Here is an 18,046-nt window from a genome sequence, read left to right on the forward strand (position 1 = left end):
GGCACCGACATGGAAGACGATTTCTTAAAATATTTTGACGGCGAAATGCGCTACCTGAAGGAAGCCGGGCTGGAGTTTGCGAAAGAGTTCCCGGAACTGGGACGCGCGTTAGGTCTGGACGGCAGTCCGGTACCGCGCGATGACTCGGTCGAACGGCTGTTTCAGGGCTTTTCGCTGATGATGGCGAAGCTGCGGCAGAAGATTGACGATGACATCCCCGAACTGACCGAGCCGCTGCTCTCGCACCTGCTGCCGGTGATCAACCGCACCCTGCCTTCCACCGCGATTGTCGAACTGACACCGACCGCGCCGGAGCTGCACGTGCGCGAAGAGGTGTTGCCCGCTGAGAGCGATCTGTTAACCCAGCCACTGGGCAATGATCGTCAGCGCTACATCTACCGCACGACCCGCGACCTGAAGGTGCATCCTTTTGCGCTCGAAACGGTATCGTTGTTTACCCTTCCGGAAGGCCAGCAGGCGCTGCGACTGCGCTTCACCCTGCCCGCCCTCACTGAGATCCGCCGCGCCGACTGGCAAAACATCAGCCTGTATCTCAACGGCGACCGCGTGCTGCAGTCTGCGCTGTATCTGGCTCTCAGCCGTCAGGTAAAGCGGGTGAACGTGCGGTTCTGGCAGGCGTCGACAGAGCTGACGCCGGTGGACGTGCAGTTTTTGCCGCGCTGGCAGGCAGAAAACGACGCCTCAATCTGGCCGGAGAGCGACAGCCCGGCGATGTGCGGCGAAGTGCGCCCGTGGCTGGAGTATTTCTCTTCGCCCGAGCGCTACTTCTATATGCAGCTGCGCGGGCTGGAAACCCTGAATTTCCCGCCGGAGACCACCTCCTTTGATATTGAGGTGACGCTCAGCGAACGCTGGCCGAACGATCTGGCCGTACCGCCGGACGCCATCCGCATGCACTGCGTTCCGGTGATTAACCTGTTCCGCCTGCTGGCTCAGCCGCTGTCCGTGACCACCGCGGTCAGCGATTACCGCCTGCGGCCGCACCGGCTCAGCGACGGCCATACCGAAATCTACGCGGTCAATGACGTCGCGGAAGTGACTGAGGACAACACTGAGTTCAGCTACGTGCCCTACAGCCAGTTTCGCCAGAAAGGTGGGATGCTGAAATACGCCAGGAACTGGCCCGAGCGCTATTACCATACCCGCATATACCGCGGAACGTCCGGTCTCAACGAGACTATTCTGATGCTCGGTGGCAAAACGCACGAGGAGCAAAACGGCCTGAAGATGCGCCTGAACATGACCTGCACCAACGGTGCCTGGCCGCGCATGACGTTACAGGAAAGTGTTTTCGACGGCGAGACGGCCCTGGGTAATCTTGAGCTGAAGTGTACGACCCGCACGCGTCCCTCCATGCCGCATTACCCGCCGACCGCTGAACTCTATCAGTGGCAGGTGCTGTCGCTGCTGCATCCGCAGGCCATCGCCGGTCTGATGGAAATCGATACGCTGCGTCACGCGCTCAGCCTGCTGGACTGGACAAACGACGCGGACAACGCCCGTCGCATTGCGGGCATCACGCATGTTGAATACACGCCGTCTCACTATCCCGCCGAAGGCTGGCACGGCGTAGAGATCCGCGTGACGCTGGATGAACATCAGTTCTGCGGTCAGGGCGACGCGCTGCTGTTTTGTGAAATTCTGGAGCAGTTTTACACCCAGTACGCCGATATCCGCCGCTTCACGCAACTGACTGTGACGCTCAGTCAGTCCGGGACACAATGGGCATGGCCGGAAAGGCGCCTGACACGGATTTTATTCTGATGACGACGGATGATAACGAAAAGCGGCTGAGCGAATTCTGGCGGGACAAGGACGGCAACGACCGGGCGCACGCCTTTAACTTCTACCGTTTCTGCCAACTGCTGGAGAAACAGCTCTCAGATAACAAGCCGATCGGCAGCACCTTCTCGCCGAAAGACGACCCCGTGCGTTTTCGCCCGCACCCCGGAATGGGATTCCCGGTCAGCGAGCTGAAAGCAGTAGAAACGGATCCGGAACGACCGGACGCGCCGCCGACGGTGCGCACCACGTTTATGGGGCTGTACGGCGTGGACTCGCCGCTGCCGACCCGCTACATCGATGACATTGCCCAAAAGCGCGAAGGCCATGAAGCGCTGGAAGCCTTCTCAGACATCTTCAACCACCGGATGCTGACGCAGTTTTACCGCATCTGGCGAAAATACAGCTATCCCGCCACCTTTGAGGATGGCGGTACCGACAAAACGTCGCGCAGCCTGATGGCCCTGACCGGCATCACCGACAGCGGCGACGTGCCCGCTTCGCGATTACTGGCGTTACTGCAACCGCTGGTCAGAACCACCCGCACGGCGGAAGGTATTGTCAGCGTGATAAAAACGCAGGCACCCCACACGCAGGTCACCGTGAAACCGCACAAGGTCACGCGGATGCCGGCCGGTAAGCAGGCGATGTTTTTTTTCTCAGCTCAGCAACGCCTTGGCGATCATCTGGTACTGGGCAGTGAAACCTCGGACGCCAACTACTGCATCGGCGTAGAAATGTTTACCGATGACGCGGCAGAGGCTAAAGGCTGGCTGCCCGGTGGTCAGTTGCGGGAGGACGTGTTTACCCTGCTGCGCGTTTATCTGGGCTGCGACTACGATGCCAGCCTGACGCTCACTATCCCGATGAAGCTCGCACCGCTGCCGCGCCTGGGTGACCCTATGCTGATGACGGGCTATAACGTGGTGATGGGGTTGAGGGAAGATAATCTGGATGAGATGCCGAAAGAAGTAACGATGAAGGTAGGGCGGATCAGGGATAAAAAACCGGTACGGCCGCTGTCCCGTATGTAATACAGCGGCCTCCTTTCAGGTGAACTTACCCCTCTCTACAGCATCACTTTCGCCGCCATTTCGCGGCTGTAATCGCGGCTGGCGTCTACCAAAACGCGGGTGTAGTCGTCCTTAATGTCGCCGCGCAGCAGGGCATCGGTTTCCAGCGTTTCGAGGATTTTGCCGTATTTCATCACCGCTACGCGCTGGCAGAGATGCGCGATAACGCCCAGATCATGCGTCACCATCAGGTACGTCAGCCCTTCCTCTTTTTGAAGATCGAACAGCAAATTGAGGATTTCCGCCTGAACTGACACATCCAGCGCGGAGGTCGGTTCGTCGAGCAACAGTACACGCGGTTTGAGGATAAGCGCCCGCGCAATCGCCACGCGCTGGCGCTGTCCGCCGGAAAGCTGGTGCGGATAGCGGCTGCGGAAGGCGCGGTTAAGGCCGACTTTTTCCAGAATGGTATTAATGCGCTGATCCCGCTGGTCGATACGGTGGATTTGCAGCGGCTCTTCCAGAATATCGCCGACAGTATGGCGCGGATGCAGCGACCCGTACGGATCCTGAAACACCATTTGCACCAGACGGCAGCGGCCACGCCCGATGCGGTGTTCGAGCTGCTGGCCGTCGATTGCCAGTTCGCCCTTCCAGTGGGTAAACAACCCCGCCAGACATTTCAGTACCGTGGTTTTACCGGAACCGGATTCGCCCACCAGCCCGAAAATCTCGCCTTCGCGCACGGCGATATTCACATCCGTCAGCACCTGCGTGGTTTTCGCACCTTCGCCAAACGTGAGGTTCAGGTTGCGCACATCAATCATGGTTTTAGCTGTCATGTCGGCTCCTTAATCGGTCAGCCAGCTGGCCTGGCGCTGCATCACCGGCAGCGGGTAACGGCGGTTATCCATGTCCGGCAGCGCGTTGAGCAGGCCGCGCGTGTACGGATGCTGTGCGTTATCCAGATCGGTGGCAGCGATGGATTCCACAATGCGTCCGGCGTACATCACCAGCACACGGTCGCAGAAACTGCGCACCAGATTGATGTCGTGACTGATAAAAATCAGCCCCAGACCGCGCGTTTTCACCAGGTCATCGAGCAGCGCCAGCACCTGTAAACGCACGGACACATCCAGCGCCGAGGTCGGTTCATCGGCAATCACCATTTCGGGGTCGGTGATCAGCATCATCGCAATCATGATGCGCTGGCCCTGCCCGCCGGAAATCTCGTGCGGATACAGGCCGTACACCCGTTCCGGGTCGCGGATACGCACCACATCCAGCATGTTCAGCACTTTGCTTTTAGCATCGTTGTACGAACATTTGTGGTGCGACCGCCACGCTTCGGCAATCTGGTCACCGACGCACAGCACCGGATTCAGCGAGTATTTCGGATCCTGCATAATCATCGAAATACGCTTGCCGCGAACCTGCCGCATTTGTTTCGGGCTGGCGTGCAGCAAATCCACATCGGCGAACTGCATTTTGCTGGCGGTGATCTGCGCTTTGGACGGATGAAGGTGCAGCAACGCGCGTCCGACGGTGGATTTACCCGAGCCGGATTCACCGACGATCGCCAGCTTTTCGCGTCCGAGCTGGAAGGACACGCCACGCACCGCGTGCGTTACCTGACGGCCATTCACAAAGCTGACGTTAAGGTCACGCACGTCGAGTAACGCCGGAGCGTCAGTCATTTCGGGGATCGAGAATGTCACGAAGGCCATCTCCTAAAAAATTGAACGCCAGGCTGTTAATCAGGATTGCCAGACCGGGGATCGTCGCCACCCACCAGCACTCCATCATGTAAGTACGGCCACTGGAAATCATCGCGCCCCATTCCGGATCCGGCGGCTGTGCGCCCAGGCCGAGAAAGCCCAGACCGGCGGCGGTCAGGATAATCCCCGCCATATTCATGGTGATGCGGATGATCACCGACGGCAGACACAGCGGCACGATGTGACGCCACAACACCCGCAGCGGACTCGCCCCCTGCAAACGCACCGCCGAAATAAAATCGGCTTGCCGCAGAGAAAGGGTTTCGGCACGTGCCAGACGCGCAATCGGCGGCCAGGCGGTAAGCGTAATCGCGATCACTACATGCTCCAGACCGGGACCCAGTGCGGCGACAAACGCCAGCGCCAGTACCAGACTCGGGAAGGAGATGAAAATATCGGTGACGCGCATCAGCACCATGTCGGTTTTGCCACCGAAATAACCGGCAGTCACGCCGAGTAATAACCCGAGCGGTCCGACGGTGACGGACACCAGCAACACGATGTAGAGCGTGATGCGCGAACCGTAAACCAGACGGCTGAAGATATCGCGGCCAAACTCGTCGGTGCCAAACCAGTGTGCCGCCGACGGCGGGCTGAGCGCGTTATTTAAGTCCTGCACCAGCGGATGGAACGGCGCAATCCACGGCGCGAAAATCGCCACCATCATCAGCACCAGCACAATTGCGCCGCCAATGGCGGTCAGCGGATTACACGCCATCTGCCACAGAAAATGCGCGATACGACCGAACGCCCTTTTCACGCGCTGACGTGTTTCGTCGCCTGCGCTGAGCGTCACAGAATCGAGGGAAATCGTCATACTTTTGTCCTCGGGTCAAAGACCTGATACAGCAGGTCAGAGAGCAAATTCAGCACCACGAAAATCATGCCGACCACCAGCACGCAACCCATCACCGCGTTCATGTCACCTAACATCAGGCTGCTGGTGAGATACGAACCGAAACCCGGCCACGAGAACACGGTTTCAATCAGCACCGCGCCTTCGAGCAGCGAGCCGTAGGCCAGCGCGACCACGGTCAGCAGCTGAACCAGAATGTTGCGAAACGCATGGTTCCACAGCACATCCCATTCGCTCAGTCCTTTAACGCGGGCGGTGATGATGAATTCCTGCGAAAGCTGCGCCAGCATGAAGCTGCGGGTCATGCGGCTGATGTACGCCAGAGAGTGAAAACCGAGCAGAGACGCGGGCAGGATCAGGTGATTGAGCGCGTTGCGAAACACCTCCCAATTTCCGGCGATCAGCGCATCAATCAGCATAAAACCGCTGTGCCGCGTAACCTGTCCGTCGAGGCTGAAATCCACCCGTCCGGCACCGCCAACCCAGCCGAGCCAGGCGTAAAACACCAGCAATCCCATCATGCCGACCCAGAATATCGGTGTGGAATAACCCGCCAGGCTGATGATGCGCACCCCGTAATCGGCAATGCTGTTGCGTTTTGCCGCCGCCAGCACGCCCAGCGGAATGCCAGCACCTGCGCCGAGAATGATCGCCAGCGTCGCCAGTTCCATAGTGGCCGGGAACACGCGCAGAATGTCCTGCGTCACCGGTTTACCGGTCAGCAGCGCATTGCCTAAATCGCCGTGCGCCAGCCCGGAAAGGTAAATGCCAAACTGCGTCCACAGCGGTTTATCAAAGCCAAGCTGATGATAAACCTGCTGATATGTGCTGTGGTCGGCGTCCGGCCCGACAATCGCCAGCACCGGATCCACCGGCATCACGCGGCCAATGAAAAACGTCAGCAGTAAAAGGCCGAACAGCGTGACGGCTACCTGCACCAGCCGTTTGCCGATGCGTCCGGCGGGGAACGACATCCGCGCCGCTGGCTTTGAAGCAGGAGCGGGAATTTGCATAGTCATAACCCTTTTCCTCCGGTTGGCAGAACGTCAGCAGCCTCGTCTTTCCAGACGTCGCGCAGGAACGTCGTCGCTGAAGGATGCGGCAGATAGTTTTTGACGTCCCTGCGCACCACGATGGAATCGACCATTTGCGAGACCGGGACCAGCGCCGGGATCAGCGCGTCGTATCGTTCCTGAATCGCGAAGTAATCCTGCTTTTGTTTCTCCGGGTCACGTTCGAGCAGCGCCTGATCGATATCCGCATTCAGCTGCTTGTCGTAAAAACCGGTGCGCCAGCCCTGGAAATTGGTCAGGCGGGCGGCGTCGCTGTTATCAGGGTTATAAACCAGCGCGCGCAGGCTGGAATGCGGATGCGGTTCCACGCCGCTGCCGCCGCGCCCGACCAGCATGTCGAACTTACGCTCGCGCATCGCGCCGTAAATCTGGTTGCCCGTTCCGGTAACGATTTTGGCGCGGATCCCCGCCTGCATCAGCGTGGACTGTACGGCTATGGCGATATTGAGGAACGGCTGATCGGCCAGCACCCGCAATGTGGTATCAAAACCGTCGGGATAACCGGCTTCTGCCAGCAGGGTTTTGGCGCGCGGGATATCGAGCTGGTAACCCGGATCCGGCAGCGTGGCGGGCATGCCGACCTGAATCGGACGCTGATGCACAATGCCGTAACCGTTCATCAGCGCCTTGCCAATGCCCTGATAATCAATCAGATAGCGCACCGCCTCGCGTACTTTAGGATTGGCGAAATGCGGCTCTTTCATGCTCATCGCCACGTAATAAATAGTGCCCTTTTTCACCTGATCGACCTGCATCGCCGGGTCGTGGCTGAGCGCGGTCACGTCGGACACCGCCATATTACTGGCGATATCCAGATCGCCTTTTTCAATCATCAGACGTAAGGTCTGGGATTCCTGAAAATGACGGAAGACTACGCGAGAAAGCTTAGGCTCACCGCGCCAGTACTGCGGATTACGGCTCATATTAAGCACGTCTTTCGCCTGCCAGTTGTCGAGGCGGAACGGTCCGGAACCGGCTTCGTTGGTGGTCAGCCAGCGGTTACCCCAGTCGCCGTTCACTTCATGCGCCTGCACGGTTTTGCGGTCTAACGCCACCACGCTGCCGAGCGCCGCCAGAGAATAAATCACCAGTTTCGGGTCATTGGGTTTGGGTAACTGTATTTCGACGATAGCCGGAGAGGGCGAACGCACCATCTCATCGACGTTCTTTTTGGTGAATCCGTAGGACTTCCACACCGAGGCCTGCGCCAGATTCAGGTGCAGAATGCGGCGCATCGACCACACCACATCGTCCGCAGTGACCGGATTGCCGGAATGGAATTTCACGCCGTCGAGCAGATGAAACGTGATCAGATTACGGGCGTCATTAACCTCCCACGAGGTCGCCAGCGCCGGTCGCACGTTGGTGAGTTGTTGCGGGTCCAGCTCAATCAGCGGGTCATAAAGATTGACCACGATGCCGACAATGTCATTGCCGGTCATCGCTGCCGGATCGAGCGTTAACAGGTTATTCATGTTCATGCCGATGATCAGCTGGTCGGGCGGCGTTTTTGCCTGCGCCGTCCAGCCACCGGTCATCAGCAGGAGCGCGAAAATCCACGCGCCCCACGTTTTGCCAGAGTTCATGATGTACCTTCCGGGTAGAGTCAGAGGTTTATTATTTTTTCTGCCCGCAGGTCAGTCGCGGCTGACGGTATGGGTTTCTATGTAATCAAAATTGATGTCCTCACCCAGACCCGGGCGGTCAGAAAGATGCACAAAGCCTTGTTCATCCATCGGATCAACAATGCTGTTCAGATACGCAGCCGGTTCATCGTATTCAAGGAACGGATGCAGCAGGCCGCGTTCGTACCAGCGGCAGTTGCGGATAGCGCCGACCACCGCCAGGCTGGCCGCGCCGTTACCGTGAACTTCACAGTCCATGCCGAACGCTTCAGCCAGACTGGCGACTTTCATGCACGGCGAGATACCGCCGACGCCGTTGGCACCGGCGCGTAGAATGTCGCAGGCTCCGGCTTTCACCCAGTCCGCACGGCTGTGATGTTTACCGCCCAGACTTTCCGGCCCGATCACGTCGATGGACAGGTTTTCCGCCAGCCACGCGTAGGACGCCATGCTCTCTTCCTCCATCGGTTCTTCGAACCACGCAAAGTTGAGTTTTTCCAGCGCCTTACCAATAATCAGTGCCTGACTGCGGCTGTACCAGTGATAACCGTCGAGCATCAGTTCGATATCCGGCCCGACCGCTTCACGCACGGCGGCGCAGGCTTTGATGTCCATTTTCGGATCGGGCGCGAAGGCCACCGGCGGCATCCAGGTGTGCAGCTTGATGGCCTGATAACCGCGCGCGACCAGTTTTTCGGCAAACTGGCCGAATTCGTCCGGTGTCGACAATCCGCCTTTCAGCTCATCGCCGCACATGGTGCTGCCGTACGCCGGGACTTTTTCGCGAAATCCGCCCAGCAGTTTGTGTACCGGCATGTTCAGCTTACGGCCAATCAGATCCCACAACGCCTGTTCGACAAACGACAGCGCCCTTTCGGTCAGCTGATGCGCACTGCCGCGCTGCCAGTGCACCAGATCCTGCCAGAGACGTTCGCGGTCAAACGGATTCTGGCCGATCAGTACCTTTCTGAAAAAGGCGTTCACCACGTGCGGACGCACCACTTCCGGCGGTGCGAACGAATAACCGCAATCACCTTCGTCGGTAGTGATGGTGAGCATTGCCATTTTTGCCAGACTTTCTTCACCCGGATGCGAATGACCCGCGCTGTCAGAAACGCGACGGGTCGGATAAGTAAAAACAGAGACTTCAACAGAACTTATTTTCACAGCGATACCTGCCATTACTGAGAGAGTTAACGCTCATCAGAGCGCCCCCGGACTGCGTTCTCACCCGCTTTGTGAGCGCACTCACATTGTGTTAAAACCGCAATCCAACATAAATAAAATAGCGTTTCATTATTGAAGTTAGCCAGTTTATTCACGCATTGCCACGGCTAAAAGCCGAAAATATCCGCGTAAGTTTGGGCATCTGCACGGATGAATGTGAGCATTTTCACGAAAGCGTGGGGAAGTGTGATCTGTACAGGAAATAGACGGAGTGAGTGTGGGGAAATAGCAGATGCCAGGAAGGCGTGAACCCTGGCACAGCCGCATCAAGGTTCACGTACTGCATTCACTCTCTCTCGATTATTTGGAAATACTCGGTAAAATCGTTTTCTGATCCCAGGAAATTCTAAATGTTCCGGTATTACCGTAATTATCGTAAACACTCACCGATGCAGGTTGGATATTCTGTTTCCAGGACGGTGTGTGGTGGTATTGGCTGTCTGTATTGTGCGCGGCAGACAGGGCATGAAGGGTGACGGCTCCGGATACCTTATTCAGGTTGGAAATCCAGGTCGTTTTCCCGCAATCTTCTTTAATATCCAACATGAAATGCCGGCCTTTCTCCTCATAATTCGTTTCACTCTGGCAATCGCTCCCGGAGGTGAAAATAAAGCCGAACTTGCTCATGGTTTCTGGCAATTCTACGCCCCACGCAATAATATGCCCGCCCGTTTCAGACGTATAATCCAGTAAGGCCTGAACATAGGTATCAGAAGAATGGGCTGAGGTATTACCCCACATTCCAACGCGATCTTTACTGTAGGGATTAAAATGTGCCCGGTTATTTATTGCTGTCTTTTCATCCAGGAATTTTACCTCCGAACTCCCGATATTGGGTTTGATCAAAACCTGTTTGTATTTCACTACGCCATTTTTCTGAACTTCACTTTTCCCCTTATAACTGTTGGGGTGGGAGGTAATTTGAACACTGCTGTCCAGAGTATTCCAGCCACCATCAATAATCTGTAATTTAGTCACATCGGAGTAATCAATTTTCTCCAGGAAAGACAGCGTAATCATCGAGGTAATGAACTGACTCCATTGTCCCGTTCTGGTTATCGCCGTCGTCACACTGAATCCAGGCAGAGTCAGGCGAACGGAAATATCTTTTCCGGGACTGGCGTTGTAGCTGTAAACATAAAGAGGAATATCAAGAATTCCATTATCCATTGAAGAACGCATACGTTTCGCGGACATATTATAACCGACAGAACGACTCCATTCGTTTCTGGTAAAGGTATAACAGATATCTTTAGTCCCCTTAAAGGATAAAACCTCACTGTTATTATGGCAATTGACGAGCTCCACCCTTGCTGGTGAGTACTGATTCTCGCCACTTGTCATAAAATCTTCGGGCAGTAAATTAAGATAATACCCCCCGCCGCCCGTCGCTGAAACCGAGACTAATACGGCAGCCTGATTACGTCCGTTGGCATAAATGGTAGATTTGGTGGCCATCGTATCAGCATGTGAAATTGATAGATTATTAATACCCTCGCAAATATCCCACAGGCTGGCGATCCCTTTAGCAGAGACGAAAGTTTCGGGACACAGCGGCGTACCTTTGCCTTGCGCTGTACTGTAATAACCTTTCGAAAGCAAATCTATCTGGACAGCAATATTGATAACACCAAACGCGCTGCCATTCGACGCGACATACAGGTCGAACTCAATGTCTCCGGCTTCTTTATCCGGCGAATTTGTCGGTTTACCAGCTAATACCGGATGATAACCCGAGATATTTTGCTGCTGGTAAAGCATCCAGGTCGAATTGTCCTGATAAAAAGTCGAATCAGATTCATAAACACAAAGTCTTGCTGCTTTTTGTAACTCAGCCGGGTCGATAGGTAACGGGTTGCCCTCTTTATCTACCGGTCTTACTCTGACAGTAATTTTCAGTTGTGTCTGGTATTTATTAGAATAATTAACAAAGCCAGAGCTCTGATCATTACTCTTATAATAGAGCTCAATCTTTTCAAAGTGGTCAAAGTCTTTCCATTTCCATGTCTGATCCATAACATAATCCTTAGGTAAAAATTCCCGCCACCGGTATTAGTGACGCAAAAATTATCACCGTAATTTCCTTCTGGAAGAAATCATTGCTTATAAAATGTTATCTCAGAGAAGTTTTTTTATAAAACAAAGTCTCATTTTCTGGCATTGAAATATGAAATGAGACGATGTGATGAGCAATGACAGGATTTATTCATGTCATCTGATACTGTCCTTGTTTGTAATGATCTATTTCATTTCATTGCACAGGAAACCTGATAATTGTTAAGCGGGTTGCGATTTTTAATGTCGTAAAGATTAAATAAGGAAGTTCATTATGAGCACCAGTTACTACACTCAAACTAAAAATTTCATGAGTTCTGTGAGCGACGAAGTCGATCCCCGCACTGGCCTTTATAGCGTCAGTCTGAGTCTGGGGAGTATTAAAGGCAATAATGGCAACGGACCGGAGATCCCTTTTGTTATCAGTTATTCCCCTACATCAGAAACGAATATTGGTTTTGGTATCGGATTCACCAACGGAATGACCACGTACGACAGCCAGAATAAACGGCTGACGCTAAATACCGGTGAGCAGTATGTGATTAATGAAACCGGCAGCAGCATTACCGTGAAACAGATGAAGCTGAAAACCTTTGTCATGACGAAATCATCTGCCGGTTATCAGGTGGTGCATAAGAACGGCACCACTGAAATATTGAGTCTGGTGAGTCAGAATCTGTATTTACCCACTAAAATTATTGGCCCGTTCGGACATTATCTGACGCTCGCCTGGGATGGGAGCCACGGTGCGCCGCGCTTAACAAAAATTACTGATATGGATAATGAAGTGCATTGTTCGGTTGAGTATCTGGCGAATACTCTTTTCCATTTCCTGCCATCAGGGAGTGAGAAGTATACCGTTACACTGGTCACTCAAAATAACTTCCTGACGTCACTGACGCATTCCAGTACGGATATCACTCTGCAGTGGGCACTCACTTATACCACCGGGCTTATTAATAATGTGAGCCAGACCCTGACCGGAATGACCACGCCGCTGGGGCTGAAGAAATCAGTGTTGTATCAGAAAGAAATGATGAAGTTCCCTGTCTCTTCCGGACAAAAAGCCCTGCCTGCGGTGGTGACCTATACCATCGAACCGGGAATGCAACAGCCCAATCTGGTGCGGACTTATACCTACAGCAGCAATAATTATCTGGGATATGGCGGTTCCGGAGCCTGGGCGAAGGATAGCGATTTTACCTATACCCTGCCGGTGACTTATCTGTACGAAAGTACCGAAAAAGTGACCGACACCGGGTCATCAACCTCGCTGACAACCCGTCGTGTGTATAACCATTTTCATCTGATGACCCTCTCGGAAGAAAAACAAGGGGGCCAGAATAAGCAAACGGCGCTGACGTATTATGAAGAGGCTGGCAAATCATTCGAGAACCAGCCTGCTCAGGTGCAGTGTTTAAAACAGCAGATTGTGACCTGGATTAGCAGCAACGCCAGTCAATATTCAGAAACGACGGTGACGGAATACGACGTAAACGGCAACCTGATTAAGCAGGTTGACCCCGCCGGAACCCTGACTGAAATCGAATATTATCCGGCTTCTGGGGAAGCTCATCCCACCGAAGATACCGGCTGCCCGGCGGAACCCCATGGTTTTGTCCGGTACGTAAAAAGCCGCAAGGTCACCCCGGCAACAACCGGTTACGATGCACCGGTGCAGCTCACCTACAGCAAATTCGATCAGCTGGCCACCCTCGACACGACCCGGGCAAAATACAATGTTGTTCCGGTGAAAATGACCCGGTTGCATGATGGCGTCCGTAATCTGATACGTGAGATAGCCTACCATGCCGTCAGCACTGACCCCCTCAGCTACGGGCGCATTAAAAATGCGGTAATTTTCCTTTCCGGAGCACAGAAAAAAACGTCAGAGCATGCCTTTACCTATGCCAAAAAGGGCGAATCACTGATTCATACCCGTTTGTTCACCGGCCACGATGGCACTTCTCAAACGACGGAAAGAGAACATTCACGTTTTACCCATAAACTGCGCTCGTTTATCAATACTCAGGGGATTAAAACCGCACTGACTTATGATTCGCTGGGACGACTTGTGCGGCGTCTGATTAACCCGGATAACGGATACAGTAACGAACTGATCCTGACATATGGCATCAAGAGCAGCGGCGGCCTCGCCAGCGAAGTCACCACCACCTATACCGATAATGAGGGCAATGCTCACCGTAAACACTTTGACCGCATGGGGCGGGTTATCAGTGAGTGGCTGAACGACAAAAGTCAGAATGCCTCCACTTTTTATCAGATTAAAGAACACATTTACGATGCTTCCAACCGGCTGGAAAAAACACGGGACATTGATTACAAAAATCCCGCCGATGCAGGGAGTAAAATGCAGGTGTCGCAAAATGCCCAGTTTGACAGCTGGGGACAAAATTATCTGAAGGTGCTGAGTTCCGGTCAGCAACACCATCAGCAATTCGATCCTGTCAGTCGTGAAAAGGTGGAAAAACTGCAGGTCACCAGCGGAAATACGCTGAAATTAGGCTCGCAAAACAGCCGTTATAATAAACTCAATCTGGTTGAAAAAATTGTCCGCACGACGGCAGGCGGGACGCAGGCGGCTTTCCAGCAGCTTGCTCACGACGGACTGGGACGTGTGCGTGAACACATTGATGCGAAGAACAATGTGACCCGGTACACATGGGATGCATTCGACCGCGTGCTCACTCAGACACTGCCCGATGGCACACGGGTGACCAAGACTTATGATCCCAATTCGACCGATAAACTCATTACCTCCATTTCCGTCACTCCCCGGGGCGGTAAAGCCATCCTGATCGGGACGCAGACTTTTGACGGTCTGGGCCGGTTAACCTCCAGCACCAGCGGCGGACGTAACCAAACTTATACCTACACCGGTACCTGTACATCACCGGCGACAACCCGCGACAATCTGGGAAATCTCCTCTCTTATTCCTACATTTCGGCGCTCGATGATGCGGTTGCAGCGGTGAAAAGTAGCAGCGGCGATATCGACCAGCGTTTCGTTTACGCCGGCGGGACAGGGAAAATGCTCGAGGCGCAGGAGGCTAACGGCCGCAGTAAAACCATGAGCTGGTGGCCGACGGGTGAGCTCGACCGGGAAATCTTCACCCTGCCGGGTAAAAGCCCCCGCAGTACCGGTTATGAATGGACGCTGCAGGGCCAGCCACTGAAATATACAGATGTCTCGGGGAATGTGCAGACGCTGGATTACGACGCTTATGGCAGGATAACCACGATTAAAGACCCGCAGGTAACTGTCAACATTGCCTACGATGTGGCAGGGCGTGTGAGTTCACAGCACACTGTGGCCGCAGACGGAAATACCCTGCTCACCACGCTCACCTGGGATGATTTTAACCGTGAAGTAAAACGACAAATTATCCCTTCTTCCGGCGGCGAACTGTGTGTCGAACAGACATTCACCCCGGACGATTTGATAGCAACCCGCACAGTTTCTGCCGCAGGCGTCGTCGTCCGTAAGGAAGCCTTCAGTTATGACGTGCGCAATCGTCTGACCCGCTATGAATGCAGCGGAAATGAGCCCGCCGTTGACGCTTACGGACAGCCCATCCGGTCACAAACTTTCACCCTCGATGCACTGAGCAATATTACCCAATGCGTCACGGAGCTTGCAGGAGGAGCCATCGATACGGCTACGTACCTCTTTACCAATACGCAGGATCCCGCGCAACTCAGTGAAGTGAAGCACTCCCTGACGGCAATTTATCCGGCGCATATCGTTCTGGAATATGACAAAAATGGCCGGATGACCCGCGATGAAGCAGGAAGACTTCTCAGCTACGATTCGCTGGGACGTCTGGTCCGAATTGCCGATCAAAGTAATCACCCGCTCAGCACTTACCACTACGACGCCCTGAACACGCTGGTGATGCAGTCTCTGACAGAGGATGAGCGCCAGCTGTTCTACACCGGCACGCGTCTGGTAAACGAAACCAGCAGCAAATCTCAAAAAATAACGCGTTTTATTCCAGGTTGCAGCGGCAGTGCGGCCGTCAGCGAAGATCCTTTCGTTAATTAACTGTGCCTGTTTTTGGGGTTTATCACGTTCCCGTTTAATCGCGGGAACGCTATTCAGACTTAAAAGGGACTCTCACTATGTTGAAACTAACGGGTAATTCTTTTACCGGCAGCCCTCTTTGCACCTTACAGCAGGGTAATACAGTCCACGTTGCCTGGTCACCGTGGGGCACAACTGCCCGGCATGAACCGGCAATACCGGGATTTAACGGTCAGCGCACCGATCCTATAACGGCAGTGACGCATCTTGGCAATGGATATCGTGCCTACAGTCCGGCGCTGATGCGCTTCACCTGCCCGGATAATCTCAGTCCCTTTGGTCAGGGGGGGGTGAATCCTTACGTGTACTGTGAATCGGATCCCGTCAACCGTTCCGACCCTTCCGGGCATTTTTTCCTGATTTCTTTTCTGGCCTCTTTGTTTTCTTCTCTGGCTGCGGCCGCGGCGGATGCCGCAGCAACAGCTGCCGCGGCAGTGGGAGCCGAAGCGGGAATTGCTGCCGGCGCTGCGGCAGGTGCAGAAGCTGGCGTGGCGACCATGACGGTGACAGAATTCGCGGCGGCAACCTCCGTCGCCAGCACGTCTGCCGCATTTGGCGGAACAGGTACAGCGCTGAGTGCAGGCGCGACTGTCGCTGCGGGTGCGACCGCCATGGCCACGACGACCACAGCCTTTGCCACTTCCACCGCCGCCGCCACACTGGGGGTCGTCAATGCGGCGATCGGTACGGCCATTCAGGCTTCAGGGATGACGGCCGGCGGGATGGCGATTGGATTAGGTGTGGAGTATGGCGGAATTGCAGCGTCATTCTATACAAAATTGGGCCGGAAACTGGCTGAGGATCCTGCAGCGCCGGAAAGTTTCATCCTCCCTGAAGTCATGGCTGCACAAAATACCTATCCGCTGGTGCTGGAACCCAGAGTTATTTCACCTGGCGGCAACGCCGGCACTGCCAGTATTGTTCTCAATACTAACCGGACGCTCAGCTCCGCCCAAAAAGCGGGTGGCGTTCAGTCCACGGGCATACAAGGCACACCTGCACGTCAGCAATATCAGCAAGCGATGGGATATCACCCTTCCCGCTTGCAGACCCATACCGTTGTACAAAATCTTAATCAGACGGCGTCATCAGCGACAAAAGATGAGAAACCGGCGTCCGGGATTCCTGTCACCGGAGGTAATCTGCTGGGGATTAATAACCGACAATTACATCAGCAATCTTATAAGTCCGCTGATTTCCGGGAGCCCGGTAAAACGGAAAAATAAAGGAAATCAGCCGTAATAAGTAACAGATACACAATGATTTTATATTTTAATTCGATCTCAAGGAGATTACTAAAATGACACTGCAATTAACGGACTCCGGTCCGACAGGAAATATTCTGTTAACTCAGAATGGCAATATACGACAAACCTTCAGTTATTGTGGTTACGGTGGAACCAATAATAAATGCAACGCTCTTCCCGGTTTTAACGGTGAGCGGCGGGATCCTGTCACCGGAATGACACACTCAGGGAACGGTTATCGTGCCTACAGCCCGGCATTAATGCGCTTTACCTGCCCCGACAACCTGAGTCCTTTCGGCAAAGGGGGAATCAATCCTTACGTGTATTGCGAAGCGGATCCGGTGAATAATGTTGATCCCAGCGGGCATGCTATTTTCAGAAGGATTTTGAACGCTATGGATACCGTATCTGAAAGCTTTCAGGAACTCGCGGGAGAGTCAAAGAGCATCCATAAGAAATCCGGCAATATAGGGGCTCTGGACGCGCAGCAGGCCACTTCCGACGCGGTAATCAGTCCTGAGGCAGCACAGCCTGAAAGTTCTGCTTTGGCGTTCAGTAATGCAAACGAAGCCACATCCGGCGCTGCGATACCAGACCGTGTCACTACACCGGGACTGGAGGGCGCCACACAAACGAAAAGTCTTATGCCTGAAGGAAACGTTATTGCTGCCGATAATCCTGAACTGGCACGCCGTGACATTCTGGCAGACACTGTGCTCAGGCATCATAACGAAAATTCCGTTTATATTGAGGGAGTCGGTTTCATTAACCACTGGTTAAAACATTTCAAAATTGGGATCAGCGAACCTGCATTTGAAAGTATTTCAGAAAATATCCGTCAGGTGAATTTTGGCACCAGAACACAATCGGCAGCATCACTGCGGGAATTTACCGTATTCGCCCGGGATACGCTCAGCTTCATGAAAGCGGGAGAATATAAAAACGCAGGGATTACCGCGACCGGATCGGCAATCAATCTTGTCGGGGGTACGCTCTTCTTCCCGTTATATGACCGTGAAAACTTCTCTATCTGGCAACGTGCATTTTACAATGCTATGGATTTCATTGAGTAATATTTTCAGCCGGCTTTCCCACGTGGAAGCCGGTTTATTTTTTCATTTAATCTGTGATTTCAAAAGTATTCACGAATGGGAATGCCTTCTCTGTGAGGAAGTTAACGATGAGCACGACAGAAAGCGCCAATGACTTTTTATTTTTAAACCAAAAATTAATTTTTGCTATTTTACTGATGTCTGCCTGGGGC

At 53.9% G+C, this 18,046-nt stretch carries 12 protein-coding genes; 5 read left to right on the plus strand and 7 right to left on the minus strand.

The annotated features are described in order from the left end of the window. The first annotated feature begins 9 nt into the window (after positions 1-9). The gene (gene tssF / locus J1782_RS09595) at positions 10-1,785 is read left to right on the plus strand and encodes a type VI secretion system baseplate subunit TssF (RefSeq protein ID WP_217153037.1); all 1,776 of its coding nucleotides are present in this window, start codon (positions 10-12) and stop codon (positions 1,783-1,785) included. Then, complete coding sequence (tssG, locus tag J1782_RS09600) at positions 1,749-2,837, plus strand: type VI secretion system baseplate subunit TssG (protein WP_217153038.1); 1,089 nt, start codon at positions 1,749-1,751, stop codon at positions 2,835-2,837. The genes tssF and tssG overlap by 37 nt, the downstream gene beginning before the upstream one ends. 35 nt (positions 2,838-2,872) lie before the next feature. Here the strand turns inward: tssG and J1782_RS09605 are convergent, their stop codons facing one another. The 7 genes from J1782_RS09605 to J1782_RS09635 form a co-directional block, all read right to left on the minus strand. Continuing rightward, complete coding sequence (locus tag J1782_RS09605) at positions 2,873-3,643, minus strand: ABC transporter ATP-binding protein (protein WP_217153047.1); 771 nt, start codon at positions 3,641-3,643, stop codon at positions 2,873-2,875. 24 nt (positions 3,644-3,667) lie between these two features. After that, positions 3,668-4,534, minus strand: a complete 867-nt coding sequence (locus tag J1782_RS09610) for an ABC transporter ATP-binding protein (protein ID WP_165060006.1) — start codon at positions 4,532-4,534, stop codon at positions 3,668-3,670. Beyond that, positions 4,506-5,411 carry an ABC transporter permease gene (locus J1782_RS09615; protein ID WP_152326654.1) on the minus strand — a complete coding sequence of 302 codons (906 nt, stop codon included), beginning with the start codon at positions 5,409-5,411 and terminating at the stop codon, positions 4,506-4,508. Before J1782_RS09615 ends, J1782_RS09610 begins: the two co-directional genes overlap by 29 nt. Further along, complete coding sequence (locus J1782_RS09620) at positions 5,408-6,424, minus strand: ABC transporter permease (RefSeq protein WP_371819760.1); 1,017 nt, start codon at positions 6,422-6,424, stop codon at positions 5,408-5,410. The genes J1782_RS09615 and J1782_RS09620 overlap by 4 nt, the downstream gene beginning before the upstream one ends. A gap of 41 nt (positions 6,425-6,465) precedes the next feature. After that, a complete protein-coding gene (locus tag J1782_RS09625; protein ID WP_371819758.1) occupies positions 6,466-8,109 on the minus strand; it encodes an ABC transporter substrate-binding protein in 1,644 nt (547 codons plus the stop codon). A gap of 51 nt (positions 8,110-8,160) precedes the next feature. Beyond that, positions 8,161-9,315, minus strand: coding sequence for a mandelate racemase family protein (locus J1782_RS09630; protein WP_217153040.1), 1,155 nt, complete (start codon positions 9,313-9,315; stop codon positions 8,161-8,163). 360 nt (positions 9,316-9,675) lie between these two features. Next, complete coding sequence (locus J1782_RS09635; RefSeq protein WP_217153041.1) at positions 9,676-11,391, minus strand: hypothetical protein; 1,716 nt, start codon at positions 11,389-11,391, stop codon at positions 9,676-9,678. 313 nt (positions 11,392-11,704) lie between these two features. Between J1782_RS09635 and J1782_RS09640 the strand changes: the two genes are divergently transcribed. From J1782_RS09640 to J1782_RS09650, 3 genes are all read left to right on the plus strand, one after another. Then, entirely contained in the window at positions 11,705-15,496 is a 3,792-nt protein-coding gene (locus J1782_RS09640) for a hypothetical protein (RefSeq protein ID WP_217153042.1), read from the plus strand. Between the two features lie 77 nt (positions 15,497-15,573). Then, positions 15,574-16,761, plus strand: a complete 1,188-nt coding sequence (locus J1782_RS09645) for an RHS repeat-associated core domain-containing protein (RefSeq protein ID WP_217153043.1) — start codon at positions 15,574-15,576, stop codon at positions 16,759-16,761. Between the two features lie 74 nt (positions 16,762-16,835). Beyond that, positions 16,836-17,855, plus strand: coding sequence for an RHS repeat-associated core domain-containing protein (locus J1782_RS09650; RefSeq protein ID WP_217153044.1), 1,020 nt, complete (start codon positions 16,836-16,838; stop codon positions 17,853-17,855). Positions 17,856-18,046: the final 191 nt, after the last annotated feature.

It is taken from the genome of Rahnella sp. BCC 1045 (assembly GCF_019049615.1).
Lineage (GTDB): Bacteria > Pseudomonadota > Gammaproteobacteria > Enterobacterales > Enterobacteriaceae > Rahnella > Rahnella contaminans.